Source organism: Jeotgalibacillus marinus (genome assembly GCF_040801915.1).
Lineage (GTDB): Bacteria > Bacillota > Bacilli > Bacillales > Jeotgalibacillaceae > Jeotgalibacillus > Jeotgalibacillus marinus.
Map to the genome: position 1 here is coordinate 25101 of NZ_JBFMIA010000014.1, position 17779 is coordinate 42879.

Here is a 17779-nt window from a genome sequence, read left to right on the forward strand (position 1 = left end):
CCTGTAAACGAAAAGGGAGGTAGGCTCCTTGATAGATGTTAACAATTTTGAGTACATGAAAATTGGTTTGGCGGCTCCTGATAAGATCCGTTCATGGTCTTTCGGTGAAGTCAAAAAGCCAGAAACTATTAACTATCGTACATTAAAGCCTGAAAAGGATGGTCTTTTCTGCGAGCGTATTTTCGGTCCACAAAAGGACTGGGAATGTCACTGTGGTAAATACAAACGTGTCCGTTATAAAGGCGTTGTTTGTGACCGCTGTGGAGTAGAAGTTACACGTGCGAAAGTACGTCGTGAACGCATGGGCCATATCGAATTAGCAGCACCTGTTTCTCATATTTGGTACTTCAAAGGAATTCCAAGCCGTATGGGACTTGTTCTTGACATGTCTCCTCGTGCATTGGAAGAAGTTATTTACTTCGCTTCTTATGTTGTAACTGAAGCTGGTGATACAGCACTTGAGAAAAAACAATTGCTTTCAGAGAAAGAATATCGTGCATATCGCGATAAATACCGCAATAAATTCCAAGCAGCTATGGGAGCAGAAGCAATCAAAAAACTTCTTCAAGACCTAGACTTGGACAAAGAAGCAGAAATGCTAAAAGAAGAACTTAAAACCGCTCAAGGTCAACGTCGTACTCGTGCGATCAAACGCCTTGAAGTAGTCGAATCTTTCCGTAACTCAGGCAACTATCCTGATTGGATGATTCTTGACGTACTTCCTGTCATCCCACCGGAGCTTCGCCCGATGGTTCAGTTGGATGGTGGCCGTTTTGCTACATCTGATTTAAATGACTTGTACCGTCGTGTAATTAACCGTAACAACCGCCTTAAGCGACTATTGGATCTTGGTGCTCCTAGCATCATCGTTCAGAATGAAAAGCGTATGTTGCAAGAAGCGGTTGATGCATTGATTGATAATGGTCGTCGTGGCCGTCCGGTAACAGGACCAGGTAACCGTCCGTTGAAATCACTTTCTCATATGCTTAAAGGGAAGCAAGGACGTTTCCGTCAAAATCTTCTCGGTAAGCGTGTTGACTACTCAGGTCGTTCTGTTATCGTAGTTGGGCCTAATCTGAAGATGTATCAGTGTGGTCTTCCTAAGGAAATGGCACTTGAGCTGTTTAAACCATTCGTTATGAAAGAACTTGTTGGACGTGGACTAGCACACAACATTAAAAGTGCAAAACGTAAGATCGAACGCGGTCACAATGAGGTATGGGATGTTCTTGAAGAGGTAATTAAGGAACACCCCGTGTTGCTTAACCGAGCACCAACGCTTCACCGTCTTGGAATTCAAGCATTCGAACCTACTCTTGTAGAAGGTCGTGCGATCCGTCTGCATCCACTTGTATGTACTGCATACAACGCCGATTTTGATGGTGACCAAATGGCGGTTCACGTTCCACTTTCTTCTGAAGCACAAGCTGAAGCGCGTCTACTTATGTTAGCAGCGCAAAACATCTTGAATCCGAAGGACGGAAAGCCAGTAGTTACCCCATCTCAGGATATGGTCTTGGGTAACTACTACGTGACACTCGAGCGCAAAGACGCAGTAGGTGAAGGACATATTTTCCGTGATGCGGATGAAGTACTTCTTGCTTATCAAAATGGATATGTACACCTTCACAGTCGTATTGCGATTCATGCAAGCTCAGTGAAAAAAGATAATTTTACAGAAGAGCAGCTTAAGAAGCTTCTTTTAACTACACCAGGGAAGATCATCTTTAACGAAATTCTTCCGAAATCATTCCCATACATCAATGAGCCGACAATGGAAAACTTAGAAGTGGCAACACCGGATAAGTTCTTCGTTGATCCAACGACAGATGTTAAAGAATATATCAAATCAAGTGAGATAGTCTCACCATTTAACAAAAAATATCTAGGAAATGTTATCGCTGAAGTGTTTAAGAGATTCCATATTACGGAAACATCGAGTATGCTTGATAGCATGAAAAACCTAGGCTTTAAGCATTCTACACGTGCAGGTATTACAATCGGTATCGCGGACATCGTTGCATTACCAGAGAAGCAAGGCATTTTAATTGAAGCTCAAGATAAAGTAGACAAAGTGACAAAGCAGTTCCGACGCGGTCTTATTACCGAAGAAGAACGCTACGATCGTGTCATCTCAATCTGGAGTTCCGCGAAAGATGTGATTCAAGATAAACTAATGCTCACGCTTGATCACCTAAATCCAATCTACATGATGAGTGATTCAGGTGCCCGTGGTAACGCATCTAACTTTACGCAACTAGCTGGTATGCGTGGTCTAATGGCCAACCCAGCTGGACGTATCATCGAACTACCAATCAAATCAAGTTTCCGTGAGGGACTAACAGTACTTGAGTACTTTATCTCTACACACGGTGCGCGTAAAGGTCTTGCTGATACAGCACTGAAAACGGCTGATTCAGGTTACCTAACTCGTCGTCTTGTCGATGTGGCACAAGATGTAATCGTTCGTGAAGAAGATTGCGGCACTGACCGTGGACTTCGTGTTCGTTCATTAAAAGATGGAACTGAAACCATCGAACCACTTGAAGAACGTCTAGAAGGACGTTATTCAAATCAAACTATTAAACATCCTGAAACAGGTGAAGTATTTGTTAAGAAAAATCAATTGATTACAGAAGATATAGCGCGTCAAATTATCGAAGCTAGTATCGAAGAAGTGTCAATTCGCTCGGCGTTCACTTGTAACACGCGCCATGGTGTATGTGAGAAATGTTATGGTAAGAACCTTGCAACAGGTGAAAAGGTTGAAGTAGGAGAAGCGGTTGGAATTATCGCTGCTCAATCAATCGGAGAGCCTGGTACACAGTTAACCATGCGTACGTTCCATACAGGTGGGGTAGCAGGTAGTGATATTACACAAGGTCTTCCTCGTATCCAAGAAATCTTTGAAGCCCGTAATCCAAAAGGACAAGCGGTTATTTCTGAGATTGCTGGTGTGGTAACCGCTATTAGCGAAGGGAAAGATCGTCAGCAAGAAATCACTGTTAAAGGCGAGATAGAAACAAGAAGCTATTTAGCTCCTTATACAGCACGTCTAAAAGTGGATATTGATGATGCTATCGCTCGTGGTCAGGCACTTACAGAGGGTTCGATCGATCCGAAAGAACTGATTAAGATCCGTGATGTAGCTGCAGTTCAAGAGTACTTGTTGCAGGAAGTGCAAAAAGTTTACCGCATGCAGGGTGTTGAGATCGGTGACAAGCACGTTGAAGTAATGGTTCGTCAGATGCTTCGAAAAGTACGCGTGATTGAAGCTGGTGAGACAGAACTGCTTCCTGGCTCGTTACTTGATATCCATCAATTCTTGGAAGCAAATAACAACATATTGCTAGAAGGTAAACAACCTGCAACTGGTCGCCCGTTGATTCTCGGAATCACAAAAGCGTCTCTTGAAACAGAATCCTTCTTATCAGCGGCATCTTTCCAGGAGACAACTCGTGTCCTTACAGATGCAGCTATTAAAGGTAAACGTGATGAACTTCTAGGTCTTAAAGAGAATGTTATCATCGGTAAGCTTGTTCCAGCTGGAACGGGTATGCAGCGTTATCGCCAAGCTGAAATCGAATCCGAAGATACTACTGTTGAAGAACCAGTATCGGTAGACTAATTCAGTTCTATCGTTTCAATTTTTGAACGGCAAATGGTAGCTCTTTAAAAAGAGTGAAAATGCGATGCCGAACAATGGCATCGCATTTTCAATTTCTTTTTAAACGTTTGTTGACATCACATAGGTGAGATGATAATATAATCAAGGTTGCTCCTATCTGTAACCTGTTACTTTGGAGGATATGAAGATGTCTTATGAAAAAGTATCACAGGCTAAACACATCATTGTAGGATCTAAGCAAGTCGTAAAGGCCCTCAAGGCAGGATCAATCCTAGAGGTGATCGTAGCTGATGATGCGGATGTCCATTTAATCGCTAAGATTATACACACCGCTAAAGATATGAACGTGTCTATTTCCCATGTTGAATCAATGAAGAAGCTTGGGAAAGCATGCGGAATCGAAGTCGGTGCCGTTGCGGTAGCCATTACTGTTTAAACGTGTTTTTGTAGTAATACACTACAAAAGCTTTGTTTTTACCTAAAAATGAACCACCTGGATGTGTGGGCTTACAACAATTTTGAAAGGAGGAAAAAACTCATGCCAACTATTAACCAATTAGTGCGTAAACCACGCAAATCAAAAGGTACGAAATCTACAGCACCTGCATTGAACAAAGGTTACAATAGCTTCAAGAAAAAAGCTACTAATGCAACCTCACCTCAAAAACGCGGTGTTTGTACTCGTGTTGGAACAATGACACCGAAGAAACCAAACTCGGCTCTTCGTAAATATGCACGTGTTCGTTTAACAAACCAAATCGAGGTTAATGCTTACATTCCTGGCGTAGGACACAACCTGCAAGAACACAGTGTTGTTTTACTTCGCGGAGGACGTGTGAAGGATTTACCAGGGGTACGTTACCACATCGTTCGTGGTGCGCTTGATACTGCTGGAGTTGATGGACGCCGTCAAGGTCGTTCTAAATACGGTACTAAGAGACCGAAAGTTAAAAAATAATATAGCTATATAAATTGATTTTCTCATGAAAGGAGGAACATACATGCCTCGTAAAGGTGCAGTAGCAAAACGTGACGTGTTACCAGATCCGATTTATAATTCGAAATTGGTTACTCGTTTAATTAACAAAATTATGATTGACGGTAAGAGAGGTACAGCTCAAAAAATTCTTTATTCAGCGTTTGATGTGATTCAAGAACGCAGCGGTAAGGATGCTCTTGAAGTATTCGATCAAGGCCTTAAAAACATCATGCCAGTTCTTGAAGTTCGCGCACGCCGTGTAGGTGGAGCAAACTATCAAGTACCAGTTGAGGTTCGCCCTGAACGTCGTACAACTCTAGGTCTTCGTTGGTTAGTTGATAACGCTCGTAAGCGTGGAGAAAAGACAATGCAAGAACGTCTTGCTAACGAAATTCTTGATGCAGCAAACAACACTGGAGCTGCAGTGAAGAAACGCGAAGATACACACAAAATGGCAGAAGCAAATAAAGCATTTGCTCACTACCGCTGGTAAGATTGAAATAAAGTTCTACCATATTACTATCTTAGGAAGGAGAAAGACCCATGCCTAGAGAGTTCTCCTTAAAAGACACTCGTAATATCGGTATCATGGCTCACATCGATGCTGGTAAAACGACTGCTACGGAGCGTATCCTGTACTATACAGGTCGTATTCATAAGATCGGCGAAACGCATGAAGGTGCTTCACAAATGGACTGGATGGAGCAGGAGCAAGAGCGTGGAATCACGATTACTTCTGCTGCAACAACAGCTTCATGGAATAACCACCGCGTTAACATCATTGATACACCAGGACACGTAGACTTCACTGTTGAAGTTGAACGTTCACTTCGTGTACTTGATGGTGCAGTAGGTGTACTTGATGCCCAATCGGGTGTTGAGCCACAAACTGAAACTGTATGGCGTCAAGCGACGACATATGGTGTACCTCGTATTGTGTTCGTTAATAAAATGGACAAAATTGGTGCGGATTTCTTGTACTCAGTTGGTACAATTCATGATCGTCTACAAGCTAATGCACACCCAATTCAACTTCCAATTGGTGCTGAAGATGACTTCGAAGGTATCATTGATCTTGTTGAAATGGTTGCACATTTCTATGCAGATGATCTTGGAACTAGCATTGAACAACGCGAAATTCCAGAAGATTATAGAGAACTAGCTGACGAATACCGTGGAAAACTTATTGAAGCGGTAGCGGACCTAGACGAAGATCTTATGATGAAATATCTTGAAGGTGAAGAATTCACTACTGAAGAACTTAAGGCTGCAATCCGTAAAGGAACTGTAAACGTTGAGTTCTACCCAGTAATCTGTGGTTCTGCTTTCAAAAACAAAGGTGTTCAACTTTTGTTGGATGCTGTTATCGACTACCTGCCATCGCCATTAGATGTAGAGTCTATCAAAGGGATCGTTCCAGATTCTGACGAAGAAGTGTCTCGCCCACCAAGCGACGACGAACCATTTGCTGCTCTAGCATTCAAAGTAATGACAGATCCGTATGTTGGTAAACTAACGTTCTTCCGTGTATACTCAGGTGTACTTAAATCCGGTTCATACGTTCAGAACTCTTCTAAAGGTAAGCGTGAGCGCGTAGGACGTATCCTACAAATGCACGCAAACTCTCGTGAAGAGATTCCTGAAGTATATGCTGGTGATATCGCGGCTGCTGTTGGTCTTAAAGATACAACAACAGGGGACACTCTATGTGAAGAAAAGAGTCTTGTAATTCTTGAGTCTATGGAATTCCCAGAGCCAGTTATCTCTGTTGCGATCGAACCTAAGTCGAAAGCTGACCAAGATAAAATGGGTCAAGCTCTTCAAAAACTTCAGGAAGAAGATCCAACATTCCACGCGCACACTGACCAAGAAACTGGTCAAACGATCATCGCAGGTATGGGTGAACTACACCTTGATATCCTTGTTGACCGTATGCGTCGTGAATTTAAAGTAGAAGCAAACGTGGGTGCTCCTCAGGTCTCTTACCGTGAGACATTCCGTGGCTCTGCACAAGTGGAAGGGAAATTCGTACGCCAATCTGGTGGACGTGGACAATTTGGACACGTTAAAATCGAATTCGCTCCAAATGAAGAAGGAAAAGGCTTTGAATTCGAAAATGGTATCGTAGGTGGTACTGTTCCTCGTGAATACATCCCTGCTGTTCAAGCAGGTCTTGAAGATTCACTAGATAACGGTGTACTTGCTGGTTACCCACTTATCGATATTAAAGCTCGTCTATATGATGGTTCTTACCATGATGTTGACTCTTCTGAAATGGCGTTTAAGATCGCTGCATCAATGGCACTGAAAAATGCTGTATCTAAGTGTAATCCAGTACTTCTTGAGCCGCTTATGCGTGTGGAAGTAACAATTCCTGAAGAGTACATGGGTGATATCATGGGTGACATTACGTCACGCCGTGGTCGAGTTGAAGGTATGACATCTCGCGGTAACGCACAGGTCGTTAAATCATTCGTTCCACTAGCTGAAATGTTTGGCTATGCAACGTCACTTCGCTCGAATACACAAGGACGTGGAACATTCTCAATGTTCTTCGATCACTATGAAGAAGTACCTAAATCAATCTCCGAAGAAATCATTAAGAAAAACAAAGGGGAATAATTGATTTAGCAATTGCTATCAAGTATAACTACATTTATGTAAGTCATGGTGCTGAGGAGTGTCTTGCACTCCTCAACACCATATCAAAATAAAATTTGAATATTTACTATCTAAAGGAGGAATTCTCAAATGGCTAAGGAAAAATTTGACCGTTCGAAAACCCATGCTAATATTGGTACAATCGGACACGTTGACCATGGTAAAACAACTCTAACTGCTGCAATCACAACTGTACTTCATAAGAAATATGGTCGTGGAGAAGCAATGGCATATGATCAAATTGATGGTGCTCCAGAAGAGCGCGAGCGCGGAATCACAATCTCAACAGCACACGTTGAGTACGAAACTGAGACTCGTCACTATGCACACGTTGATTGCCCAGGACACGCTGACTATGTTAAAAACATGATCACGGGTGCTGCACAAATGGACGGAGGAATCCTAGTAGTATCTGCTGCTGATGGTCCAATGCCACAAACTCGTGAGCACATCCTTCTTTCTCGTCAAGTAGGTGTACCTTACCTTGTTGTATTCATGAACAAATGTGACATGGTAGACGACGAAGAGCTTCTTGAATTAGTTGAAATGGAAATCCGTGATCTTCTTTCAGACTACGACTTCCCTGGCGACGATATTCCAGTAATCAAAGGTTCTGCTCTTAAAGCTCTTGAAGGAGAAGCTGAGTGGGAAGAAAAAATCTATGAGCTTATGGAAGCTGTAGATAGCTATATCCCAACTCCAGAGCGTGACACTGAAAAACCTTTCATGATGCCAATTGAGGATGTATTCTCAATCACTGGACGTGGAACAGTTGCTACAGGACGTGTTGAGCGTGGACAAGTTAAAGTTGGTGACGTAGTTGACATCATCGGTTTAACTGAAGAGCCAAAATCAACAACTGTAACAGGTGTTGAAATGTTCCGTAAGCTTCTTGACTATGCTGAAGCTGGTGACAACATTGGTGCACTTCTTCGTGGGGTATCACGTGAAGACATCAACCGTGGACAAGTTCTTGCTAAGCCAGGAACAATCACTCCGCACACTAACTTCAAAGCTGAAGTTTATGTTCTTTCAAAAGAAGAGGGTGGACGTCACACTCCATTCTTCACTAACTACCGCCCACAGTTCTACTTCCGTACAACTGACGTAACTGGCGTTTGTAACCTTCCTGAAGGAGTAGAAATGGTTATGCCTGGCGACAACATCGAAATGACTGTTGAGCTAATCTCTCCTATCGCGATCGAAGAAGGAACTAAGTTCTCTATTCGTGAAGGTGGACGTACAGTAGGCGCTGGCGTAGTTGCTACTATCCAGAAGTAATTATTGCTAATGCTTTTAACCCCCCACACTCAATTTTGAGTGTGGGGGGTTTATTTTATAGTTAACAAAAATTGCTGAAAACAATAGGGAAAAGAAATTTGCTTTTCTATAGAAGAAAAACGATTTGGTGTATGGTGAGATCGTGTTAAAGCCAAGAACACACACAATAAATCATTTAGTAACTTTGAAGTTATTACACTTTGACTAGAAGAACCGTTTACGAGTAACTGTTATCCTCATAAGAGGGAATAACCTATGAATTTTCTGCCTATTACAGCACCGCTTGAAAGATTGGAACATCCCTCGTATAATGAAGAAAGTGTGTTATTAAGGTAATTTCATAAAAAGACTTGCGGAATTTATTTATTTTCTGTATAATATCTAATGTTGGTCTTTGACTGCGATGATGCGGGAGGTTGCCGACACACCAGGCCGCTTTGCCATGGCAAGTGTGTGGGAAATTTCCGCGGAGAATGTCTATTATTAAATAGGCGAAAAAGGAGGGAAAATAATGGCAAAACAAAAAATTCGTATCCGTTTGAAAGCGTACGATCACAGAATCCTTGATCAATCAGCAGAGAAAATTGTTGAAACTGCAAAACGTTCAGGTGCAAGCGTATCAGGTCCAATCCCGCTTCCAACTGAAAAGTCAGTTTACACGATTCTTCGTGCGGTACACAAATACAAGGATGCTCGTGAGCAGTTCGAAATGCGCACGCACAAACGTCTAGTTGATATTGTGAACCCAACACCACAAACGGTAGATGCTCTTATGCGTCTTGACTTACCGTCTGGCGTTGACATCGAAATCAAACTTTAAACAAAAAATAAATAACTAAAACAAATTAGGAGGTGTGACTAATGACCAAAGGAATCTTAGGTAGAAAGATTGGAATGACTCAAGTTTTTGCTGAAAATGGTGACTTGATCCCTGTAACTGTAATCGAAGCAACGCCAAACGTTGTTCTTCAAAAGAAAGCAGTTGATACAGACGGATACGAGGCAATCCAAATTGGTTTCGAAGACAAGCGCGCAAAGCTTTCGAACAAACCAGAAGGTGGCCATGCAACTAAGGCAGGAACTACTCCTAAGCGCTTCGTCCGTGAAATCCGCGGTGTTGAACTTGGAGAGTATGAGGTTGGTCAAGAAGTCAAGGTAGAAATTTTCGCAGAAGGCGATGTAGTGGATGTGACAAGTACTTCGAAGGGTAAAGGTTTCCAAGGTGCGATTAAGCGCCACAACCAATCCCGCGGACCTATGTCTCATGGTTCTCGCTATCACCGTCGTCCTGGTTCAATGGGTCCTGTAGATCCGAACCGTGTATTCAAAGGTAAAAAATTACCTGGACGCATGGGTGGGAAAAGAAAAACGATTCAAAACCTATCAATTGTTAAAGTTGATGTTGATCGTAACCTTCTTCTCATTAAAGGAAATGTCCCAGGCCCGAACAAATCAATGATTCAAGTAAATAGTGCGGTTAAAGCTAACTAATAGACACTATCGGAAAGGAGGAAACAAGAATGCCTAAAGTATCTCTATACAAACAAGACGGTTCGACAGCTGGTGAACTTCAGCTAAACGAAACGATCTTCGGTATTGAGCCAAACAACGCAGTGATGTTTGAGGCAGTAGTAATGCAACGCGCATCATTACGCCAAGGATCACACAAAGTAAAAAATCGTTCTGAAGTACGTGGCGGTGGACGTAAGCCATGGCGTCAAAAAGGTACAGGTCGTGCTCGTCAAGGGTCAATCCGCTCACCACAATGGCGTGGCGGTGGCGTAGTCTTCGGACCAACACCACGTAGCTACAGCTATAAGCTTCCTAAAAAAGTACGTCGCCTAGCGATTAAATCAGCTCTTTCTTCCAAAGTGGTTGAAGAGAAACTAGTAGTACTAGAGGCGCTTTCATTCGAAACGCCAAAAACAAAGGAATTTGCATCAGTGCTTAAAAACCTTTCAGTAGACAAGAAAGTCCTAGTTGTGACTGACGGTCTTGATGAAAATGTTGCACTAGCTGGTCGCAATATTCCAGGTGTAACAATCGTTTCTGCTAACGGAGTCAGCGTTCTTGACGTGCTTGGTCACGACAAGTTAATTATGACAAAATCAGCAGTTCAAAAAGTAGAGGAGGTGCTTGTATAATGGAAGCTCGTGATATCATTAAGCGCCCCGTAATTACTGAACGTTCTTCAGACCTTATGGGTGAGAAGAAATATACGTTTGAAGTTGACACTCGTGCCAATAAAACACAAGTTAAACACGCAATCGAAGAAGTTTTTGGTGTAGACGTATCTAAAGTAAACATCATGAACTACAAAGGTAAATACAAGCGCATGGGTCGTTATGCTGGTTATACTAACAAGCGTCGCAAAGCGATTGTAACCCTAACAACAGAAAGCAAAGAAATCGAATTTTTCGAAGCTTAATAACTAATTTTTAGAAGAGGAGGGAACAGAATGGCGATTAAAAAGTACAAACCTACCTCTAACGGTCGTCGCGGCATGACAACTTCTGATTTTGCTGAGATTACAACTAGCACGCCAGAAAAATCACTCCTTGCGCCTATAAAGCGTAAAGGTGGTCGTAACAACCAAGGTAAGTTAACCGTTCGTCATCAAGGTGGCGGTCACAAGCGTCAATACCGTGTCATCGATTTCAAGCGTAACAAAGATGGCATTCCAGGACGCGTTGCCACAATCGAGTATGATCCAAACCGTTCAGCAAACATTGCACTTATCAATTACATTGATGGTGAAAAACGTTACATCCTAGCTCCTAAGGGACTAGTAGTGGGCATGGAAGTTATGTCTGGTCCAGAAGCGGACATCAAAACAGGTAATACACTTCCACTTATCAACATTCCTGTTGGTACAGTAATCCACAATATCGAGCTAAAACCTGGTAAAGGTGGTCAGCTAGTACGTTCAGCTGGTACATCAGCACAGGTTCTTGGTAAAGAGGGTAAATACGTACTTGTACGTCTTAACTCAGGTGAAACACGTATGATCCTTGCTACTTGCCGCGCTACAGTAGGTCAAGTTGGTAACGAACAACACGAACTTATCAACATTGGTAAAGCAGGTCGTTCTCGTTGGTTAGGCAAACGCCCAACTGTACGTGGATCTGTAATGAACCCGAACGATCACCCGCACGGTGGTGGTGAAGGTAAAGCACCAATCGGACGTAAATCACCAATGTCTCCATGGGGTAAACCAACTCTTGGTTACAAAACGCGTAAGAAAACGAATAAATCCGATAAATTTATCGTACGTCGCCGTAAAAAATAACGGGATTGAGCTGCGGTTCAACAATCGAACCGTAGGACAATCACGAAGGGAGGTTCCAATATGGGTCGCAGCTTGAAAAAAGGACCTTTTGTGGACGATCATTTGATGGTAAAGGTTGAGAAGCTTAACGAAGCAGATAAGAAACAAGTTGTTAAAACTTGGTCTCGTCGTTCAACGATCTTCCCAGCATTCATCGGTCACACAATCGCTGTATACGATGGACGCAAACATGTTCCAGTATACGTCACAGAAGACATGGTAGGACACAAGCTTGGTGAATTTGCACCTAGCCGTACGTACAGAGGCCATGGCAACGATGACAAGAAAACAAGACGCTAATTGAGAGGAGGCTATCCTAATGCAAGCTAAAGCTGTTGCAAGAACAGTTCGTATTGCTCCTCGTAAAGTACGCCTAGTAGCAGATTTAATCCGAGGTAAACAGATCGGAGAAGCGGTTGCTATTTTAAACCACACTCCACGTTCTGCTTCACCAGTTGTTGAAAAGGTATTGAAATCTGCTGCAGCGAACGCTGAGCATAACTACGATATGGACATCAATAATCTAGTGATTACAGAGGCCTACGTAAACGAAGGTCCAACACTTAAACGTTTCCGTCCACGTGCGATGGGTCGTGCAAGTGCAATCAACAAACGTACTAGCCACATTACAATCGTGGTATCTGAACAAAAGGAGGGATAATACGTGGGTCAAAAAATACATCCAATAGGATTACGTATAGGAATCATTCGTGACTGGGATTCAAAATGGTTCGCGGGCAAAGACTATGCAGATCTTCTTCATGAAGACCTTAAAGTTCGTGACTATATCGATGGACGCCTGAAAGAAGCTTCTGTTTCTAAGGTTGAAATCGAACGTGCGGCTAACCGCATTAACATTACAATTCACACTGCTAAGCCTGGTATGGTTATTGGTAAAGGTGGAACTGAAGTGGAAGCACTTCGTAAAGACCTTAACAAAATCACTAACAAGCGTGTTCACATCAACATTGTTGAAATCAAGAGAGCTGATCTTGATGCGAAACTAGTAGGTGAAAACATTGCACGTCAATTGGAAAACCGCGTGTCATTCCGTCGTGCACAAAAACAATCAATCCAACGTACTATGCGTGCTGGCGCTAAAGGGATCAAAACACAAGTTTCTGGTCGTCTTGGTGGAGCTGACATCGCTCGTGCTGAACATTACAGCGAAGGAACTGTTCCACTTCATACTCTTCGTGCTGACATCGATTACGCTCATGTTGAAGCGGATACTACGTATGGTAAGCTTGGAGTTAAAGTATGGATTTATCGTGGAGAAGTCCTTCCTACTAAGAACAAGAAGAATGTCGAGGAAGGAGGAAACTAATCATGTTATTGCCTAAGCGCGTTAAATATCGTCGTGTACACCGTGGGAAAATGCGCGGTCAAGCGAAGGGTGGTACTGAAGTAAGTTTCGGTGAATACGGCCTGCAAGCTGTTGATGCTAGCTGGATCACAAACCGTCAAATCGAAGCTGCTCGTATTGCAATGACTCGTTACATGAAACGTGGCGGTAAAGTATGGATTAAAATTTTCCCGCACAAACCTTTCACGAAAAAACCTCTTGAAGTCCGAATGGGTTCTGGTAAAGGTGCTCCTGAAGGATGGGTTGCAGTCGTGAAACCGGGTAAGGTTATGTTTGAAATTGCTGGAGTTTCTGAAGAGGTAGCACGCGAAGCTCTTCGCCTTGCAGCACACAAACTTCCTATCAAATGTAAGTTTGTAAAACGTGAAGAAATTGGTGGTGAATCAAATGAAAGCTAATGAAATTCGTGAACTAACCACTGCTGAAATTGAACAAAAAGTAAAATCACTTAAAGAAGAGCTTTTCAACCTTCGTTTCCAACTTGCAACAGGTCAATTGGAAAACACAGCTCGTATTCGTCAAGTACGTAAAGCCATTGCTCGCATGAAAACCGTGATTCGTGCAAGAGAAATTGGCGCAAACAACTGATAACTGAGAGGAGGTTTGCAGCATGAGTGAACGCAATCAGCGTAAAGTTTATACTGGCCGTGTTGTGTCTGATAAAATGGACAAAACAATCACTGTGTTGGTTGAGACGCAAAAGAAACATTCACTTTATGGCAAACGAGTAAAATACTCTAAAAAGTATAAAGCTCACGACGAACAGAATGAAGCCAAAATTGGCGACATCGTTCGTGTAATGGAAACTCGCCCGCTTTCAGCAACTAAACGTTTCCGTCTAGTGGAAGTCGTAGAAAAAGCGGTTATTATCTAATATATTGTTCGGATATGTTAATTCCGAGGGGAGGTAACCTACATGATTCAACAAGAATCCCGTTTAAAAGTAGCTGACAATTCTGGCGCACGTGAAGTATTAACAATTAAAGTACTTGGTGGCTCTGGCCGCAAAACTGCTAACATTGGTGATGTGATCGTCTGCACAGTGAAACAAGCAACACCAGGTGGCGTTGTTAAAAAAGGTGAAGTTGTAAGAGCAGTAGTTGTTCGTACAAAGAGTGGAGTACGCCGCGTTGATGGTACTTACATCAAATTCGACGAAAACGCTTGTGTTATCATCAAAGACGACAAGAGCCCTCGTGGAACCCGTATCTTCGGACCGGTTGCTCGTGAACTTCGTGACAATAGCTTCATGAAGATCGTTTCTCTTGCACCAGAAGTTCTGTAATTGATCAATAACCACCGTATCAAGGAGGTGCGACAGGATGCACGTAAAAAAAGGCGATAAAGTAATGGTTATTTCGGGTAAAGATAAAGGCAAGACAGGTACAATTCTTGCTTCTTTCCCTAAAAAAGATCGCGTGCTTGTTGAGGGTGTAAACATCGTCAAGAAGCACTCTAAACCTTCTCAAATGAATCCACAAGGTGGAATCATGAACATGGAGGCAGCAGTTCACGTATCAAACGTGATGCTAATCGATCCAAAGACAAATGAGCCAACACGCGTTGGTTACAAAGTTGAGGACGGTAAAAAAGTACGTATTGCAAAAAAATCAGGTGAATCTTTAGATAAATAGTCAAAGAAGAAGGGAGGTACTCAAGAATGAACCGCCTAAAAGAAAAGTTCAATAACGAAATCACACCTGCACTAGTTAGCAAATTTAACTACACGTCAGTGATGCAGGTACCAAAAATCGATAAAATCGTAATCAATATGGGTGTTGGTGACGCAGTTCAAAACACTAAATCTCTAGATACAGCGGTAGAAGAACTAGCTACAATCACTGGCCAAAAGCCACTTGTGACAAAAGCTAAGAAATCAATCGCGGGCTTCCGTCTACGTGAAGGTATGCCAATCGGAGCGAAAGTAACACTTCGCGGCGAGCGCATGTACCAATTCCTAGACAAGCTTATCTCTGTATCACTTCCACGTGTACGTGACTTCCGTGGAATCTCTAAGAAGTCATTTGATGGTCGTGGAAACTATACTCTTGGTGTTAAAGAGCAGCTTATCTTCCCGGAGATTGATTATGATAAAGTATCCAAGGTTCGTGGCATGGACATCGTGATTGTTACAACAGCGAATTCTGATGAAGAATCTCGTGAGTTGCTTACACAATTCGGAATGCCATTCCAAAAGTAATCTCTAAAAGGGAGGCGTAAACGTGGCTAAAAAATCAATGATTGCGAAACAAAAACGCACACAAAAATTTAAAGTACAAGAGTACACTCGCTGCGAACGTTGCGGACGTCCACACTCAGTACTACGTAAGTTTAAGCTTTGCCGTATTTGTTTCCGTGAACTTGCATACAAGGGTCAAATTCCTGGCGTTAAAAAAGCCAGCTGGTAATACCCGATTTTGGGAAGGAGGTAAAATATTATGACAATGACAGATCCAATCGCAGATTTGTTGACTCGCATTCGTAATGCGAATCAAGTTCGTCACGAAAAACTAGAGGTCCCTGCTTCCAATATTAAAAAGGAAATTGCAGAAATCCTTAAACGTGAAGGTTTTATCCGTGACGTAGAATATATCGAGGACAGCAAGCAGGGGATTATTCGTATCTTCTTAAAGTATGGTACGAACAACGAACGTGTTATTACTGGCCTTAAGCGTATCTCTAAGCCTGGTCTTCGTGTTTACGCGAAAGCGGACGAAGTTCCACGTGTATTGAATGGTTTAGGAATCGCACTTGTGTCAACTTCCAACGGTGTGTTTACGGACAAAGAAGCTCGCTCTAAGCAAATTGGCGGAGAAGTTCTAGCATACGTTTGGTAATATTTTTGATTAGGAATGGAGGTGCAACAGAATGTCTCGCGTAGGTAAAAAACCAGTTGAGGTACCTTCTGATGTAACGCTTACTATTGACGGTTCAACCGTTACAACTAAAGGACCAAAGGGTGAATTAAGTTTCACTTTCAATAAAGATATGAAATTTGAGCAAGAAGGCACTACACTTACTGTAGTACGTCCTTCTGATTCTAAAGAACACCGTACAATCCACGGAACAACTCGTGCGATCCTATCAAACATGGTAGAAGGTGTATCAAAAGGATTCGAACGCGGTCTTGAATTAATCGGGGTCGGGTACCGTGCTCAAAAACAAGGAAACAAACTAGTCCTAAACGTTGGTTACTCTCACCCAGTTGAGATCACACCAGAAGCAGGAATTGAAGTTGAAGTTCCTTCAAATACAAAAATCATCATCAAGGGTGCAAGTAAAGAGCGCGTAGGTGCACTTGCTGCAAACATCCGTGACGTACGTCCTCCAGAGCCTTACAAAGGTAAAGGAATTCGTTATGAAGGCGAACAAGTTCGTCGTAAAGAAGGTAAAACAGGTAAATAATGTCGCTTAGGCGCATGAAAGGAGTGACCTTGATTGATTACAAAAGCTGACAAAAATGCGGTACGTAAAAAACGTCATGCTCGTGTACGTTCTAAAATCTCTGGAACTACATCACGCCCACGTTTAAACATCTTCCGCTCTAACAAGCACATCTATGCTCAACTAATCGATGATGTAAATGGTACTACACTAGCTAGTGCTTCTACATCTGACAAGGAGCTTGGCATTGAAGATAGCGGTAATGTTGACGCAGCAACTAAAGTTGGTCAATTACTCGCTACGCGTGCAATTGACAAAGGCATGAAATCAGTCGTATTTGACCGTGGAGGATATCTTTACCACGGACGCGTGAAAGCTCTAGCAGACGCTGCACGTGAAAACGGACTTGAATTTTAATAGAAAAAGGAGGGACAAACCAGATGCTTCGCATTGATCCAAACAAACTCGAACTTGAAGAACGCGTAGTTACGATTAACCGTGTAGCTAAGGTTGTTAAAGGTGGACGCCGCTTCCGTTTCTCCGCTCTAGTAGTGGTAGGCGACAAGAACGGCCACGTTGGATTCGGTACAGGTAAAGCCCAAGAGGTTCCTGATGCGATCCGTAAAGCAATCGAAGACGCAAAGAAAAATCTAATTGAAGTACCAATGGTAGGAGGAACAACTCCTCACCTAGTAACAGGTCATTTTGGTGCAGGGTCAATCCTGATTAAACCAGCATCTCCTGGTACAGGAATTATTGCTGGAGGACCTGTACGTGCGGTACTTGAGCTTGCAGGTGTTGCAGACATCCTGTCTAAATCTCTAGGATCTAACACACCAATCAACATGGTTCGTGCTACTATCAACGGTCTTACGCAACTTAAGCGTGCTGAAGACGTCGCGAAACTTCGTGGTAAATCAGTAGAAGAACTGTTAGGATAAGGAGGGAAATTTGATGGCGAACAAACTAGCAATTACCCTCACTCGTAGCTTGATCGGCCGTAACAAAGATCAACGCAAAACAGTTGAAGCACTAGGCTTACGCAAGACAAACCAAACTGTTGAGCAACTAGATAACGCTGCGATCCGTGGTATGGTTAACAAAGTTTCTCATTTGGTATCAGTAAAAGAACTTTAATATAATGTCTATCAA

The 17779-nt window shown here is 42.6% G+C and carries 26 protein-coding genes; all 26 read left to right on the forward strand.

Annotated elements, in window-relative coordinates; translation table 11 throughout:
• Positions 1 to 28: 28 nt before the first annotated feature.
• The 26 genes from rpoC to rpmD all read left to right on the forward strand — a co-directional run bounded on the left by rpoC (position 29) and on the right by rpmD (position 17764).
• Complete coding sequence (rpoC, locus tag AB1471_RS12995; RefSeq protein WP_367780202.1) at positions 29 to 3628, forward strand: DNA-directed RNA polymerase subunit beta'; 3600 nt, start codon at positions 29 to 31, stop codon at positions 3626 to 3628.
• Between the two features lie 187 nt (positions 3629 to 3815).
• Entirely contained in the window at positions 3816 to 4064 is a 249-nt protein-coding gene (locus AB1471_RS13000) for a 50S ribosomal protein L7ae-like protein (protein WP_367780203.1), read from the forward strand.
• Positions 4065 to 4166: 102 nt separating this feature from the next.
• Positions 4167 to 4586 carry a 30S ribosomal protein S12 gene (gene rpsL / locus AB1471_RS13005; RefSeq protein ID WP_367780204.1) on the forward strand — a complete coding sequence of 140 codons (420 nt, stop codon included), beginning with the start codon at positions 4167 to 4169 and terminating at the stop codon, positions 4584 to 4586.
• A 43-nt stretch (positions 4587 to 4629) separates the two neighbouring features.
• A complete protein-coding gene (gene rpsG, locus AB1471_RS13010) occupies positions 4630 to 5100 on the forward strand; it encodes a 30S ribosomal protein S7 (RefSeq protein WP_367780205.1) in 471 nt (156 codons plus the stop codon).
• 50 nt (positions 5101 to 5150) lie between these two features.
• On the forward strand, positions 5151 to 7229 hold the full coding sequence (gene fusA, locus AB1471_RS13015) for an elongation factor G (RefSeq protein WP_367780206.1): 2079 nt from the start codon (positions 5151 to 5153) through the stop codon (positions 7227 to 7229).
• Positions 7230 to 7358: 129 nt separating this feature from the next.
• Positions 7359 to 8549: an elongation factor Tu gene (gene tuf / locus AB1471_RS13020; RefSeq protein ID WP_367780207.1), complete on the forward strand. Its 1191-nt coding sequence runs from the start codon at positions 7359 to 7361 to the stop codon at positions 8547 to 8549.
• Between the two features lie 511 nt (positions 8550 to 9060).
• The gene (rpsJ, locus tag AB1471_RS13025; RefSeq protein ID WP_039806276.1) at positions 9061 to 9369 is read left to right on the forward strand and encodes a 30S ribosomal protein S10; all 309 of its coding nucleotides are present in this window, start codon (positions 9061 to 9063) and stop codon (positions 9367 to 9369) included.
• A gap of 41 nt (positions 9370 to 9410) precedes the next feature.
• Positions 9411 to 10040: a 50S ribosomal protein L3 gene (gene rplC, locus AB1471_RS13030; protein WP_367780208.1), complete on the forward strand. Its 630-nt coding sequence runs from the start codon at positions 9411 to 9413 to the stop codon at positions 10038 to 10040.
• Positions 10041 to 10069: 29 nt separating this feature from the next.
• On the forward strand, positions 10070 to 10693 hold the full coding sequence (gene rplD / locus AB1471_RS13035) for a 50S ribosomal protein L4 (protein WP_367780209.1): 624 nt from the start codon (positions 10070 to 10072) through the stop codon (positions 10691 to 10693).
• Positions 10693 to 10977 carry a 50S ribosomal protein L23 gene (rplW, locus tag AB1471_RS13040; RefSeq protein ID WP_367780210.1) on the forward strand — a complete coding sequence of 95 codons (285 nt, stop codon included), beginning with the start codon at positions 10693 to 10695 and terminating at the stop codon, positions 10975 to 10977. Before rplD ends, rplW begins: the two co-directional genes overlap by 1 nt.
• A gap of 30 nt (positions 10978 to 11007) precedes the next feature.
• Positions 11008 to 11838: a 50S ribosomal protein L2 gene (gene rplB, locus AB1471_RS13045; protein WP_367780211.1), complete on the forward strand. Its 831-nt coding sequence runs from the start codon at positions 11008 to 11010 to the stop codon at positions 11836 to 11838.
• Positions 11839 to 11898: 60 nt separating this feature from the next.
• Positions 11899 to 12177 carry a 30S ribosomal protein S19 gene (gene rpsS / locus AB1471_RS13050; protein ID WP_367780212.1) on the forward strand — a complete coding sequence of 93 codons (279 nt, stop codon included), beginning with the start codon at positions 11899 to 11901 and terminating at the stop codon, positions 12175 to 12177.
• 19 nt (positions 12178 to 12196) lie between these two features.
• A complete protein-coding gene (rplV, locus tag AB1471_RS13055; RefSeq protein ID WP_367780213.1) occupies positions 12197 to 12538 on the forward strand; it encodes a 50S ribosomal protein L22 in 342 nt (113 codons plus the stop codon).
• Between the two features lie 3 nt (positions 12539 to 12541).
• Positions 12542 to 13204 carry a 30S ribosomal protein S3 gene (rpsC, locus tag AB1471_RS13060; RefSeq protein WP_367780214.1) on the forward strand — a complete coding sequence of 221 codons (663 nt, stop codon included), beginning with the start codon at positions 12542 to 12544 and terminating at the stop codon, positions 13202 to 13204.
• A gap of 2 nt (positions 13205 to 13206) precedes the next feature.
• The gene (gene rplP, locus AB1471_RS13065) at positions 13207 to 13641 is read left to right on the forward strand and encodes a 50S ribosomal protein L16 (RefSeq protein ID WP_367780215.1); all 435 of its coding nucleotides are present in this window, start codon (positions 13207 to 13209) and stop codon (positions 13639 to 13641) included.
• The gene (rpmC, locus tag AB1471_RS13070; RefSeq protein ID WP_367780216.1) at positions 13631 to 13831 is read left to right on the forward strand and encodes a 50S ribosomal protein L29; all 201 of its coding nucleotides are present in this window, start codon (positions 13631 to 13633) and stop codon (positions 13829 to 13831) included. The genes rplP and rpmC overlap by 11 nt, the downstream gene beginning before the upstream one ends.
• 22 nt (positions 13832 to 13853) lie before the next feature.
• Positions 13854 to 14117 (forward strand): 30S ribosomal protein S17, encoded by a 264-nt coding sequence (gene rpsQ, locus AB1471_RS13075; RefSeq protein ID WP_041085447.1) that lies wholly within the window; start codon positions 13854 to 13856, stop codon positions 14115 to 14117.
• A 42-nt stretch (positions 14118 to 14159) separates the two neighbouring features.
• Positions 14160 to 14528, forward strand: coding sequence for a 50S ribosomal protein L14 (gene rplN / locus AB1471_RS13080; RefSeq protein WP_041054699.1), 369 nt, complete (start codon positions 14160 to 14162; stop codon positions 14526 to 14528).
• Positions 14529 to 14565: 37 nt separating this feature from the next.
• Entirely contained in the window at positions 14566 to 14877 is a 312-nt protein-coding gene (rplX, locus tag AB1471_RS13085) for a 50S ribosomal protein L24 (protein ID WP_367780217.1), read from the forward strand.
• 26 nt (positions 14878 to 14903) lie between these two features.
• Positions 14904 to 15443 (forward strand): 50S ribosomal protein L5, encoded by a 540-nt coding sequence (gene rplE, locus AB1471_RS13090; RefSeq protein WP_367780218.1) that lies wholly within the window; start codon positions 14904 to 14906, stop codon positions 15441 to 15443.
• Positions 15444 to 15465: 22 nt separating this feature from the next.
• On the forward strand, positions 15466 to 15651 hold the full coding sequence (rpsN, locus tag AB1471_RS13095) for a 30S ribosomal protein S14 (RefSeq protein ID WP_010285078.1): 186 nt from the start codon (positions 15466 to 15468) through the stop codon (positions 15649 to 15651).
• Between the two features lie 30 nt (positions 15652 to 15681).
• Positions 15682 to 16080: a 30S ribosomal protein S8 gene (rpsH, locus tag AB1471_RS13100; protein WP_367780219.1), complete on the forward strand. Its 399-nt coding sequence runs from the start codon at positions 15682 to 15684 to the stop codon at positions 16078 to 16080.
• Between the two features lie 31 nt (positions 16081 to 16111).
• The gene (rplF, locus tag AB1471_RS13105; RefSeq protein WP_367780220.1) at positions 16112 to 16648 is read left to right on the forward strand and encodes a 50S ribosomal protein L6; all 537 of its coding nucleotides are present in this window, start codon (positions 16112 to 16114) and stop codon (positions 16646 to 16648) included.
• Positions 16649 to 16681: 33 nt separating this feature from the next.
• The gene (gene rplR, locus AB1471_RS13110; RefSeq protein WP_367780221.1) at positions 16682 to 17044 is read left to right on the forward strand and encodes a 50S ribosomal protein L18; all 363 of its coding nucleotides are present in this window, start codon (positions 16682 to 16684) and stop codon (positions 17042 to 17044) included.
• Positions 17045 to 17067: 23 nt separating this feature from the next.
• A complete protein-coding gene (gene rpsE, locus AB1471_RS13115) occupies positions 17068 to 17568 on the forward strand; it encodes a 30S ribosomal protein S5 (RefSeq protein ID WP_367780222.1) in 501 nt (166 codons plus the stop codon).
• A 13-nt stretch (positions 17569 to 17581) separates the two neighbouring features.
• On the forward strand, positions 17582 to 17764 hold the full coding sequence (gene rpmD, locus AB1471_RS13120) for a 50S ribosomal protein L30 (RefSeq protein ID WP_367780223.1): 183 nt from the start codon (positions 17582 to 17584) through the stop codon (positions 17762 to 17764).
• Positions 17765 to 17779 lie beyond the last annotated feature (15 nt).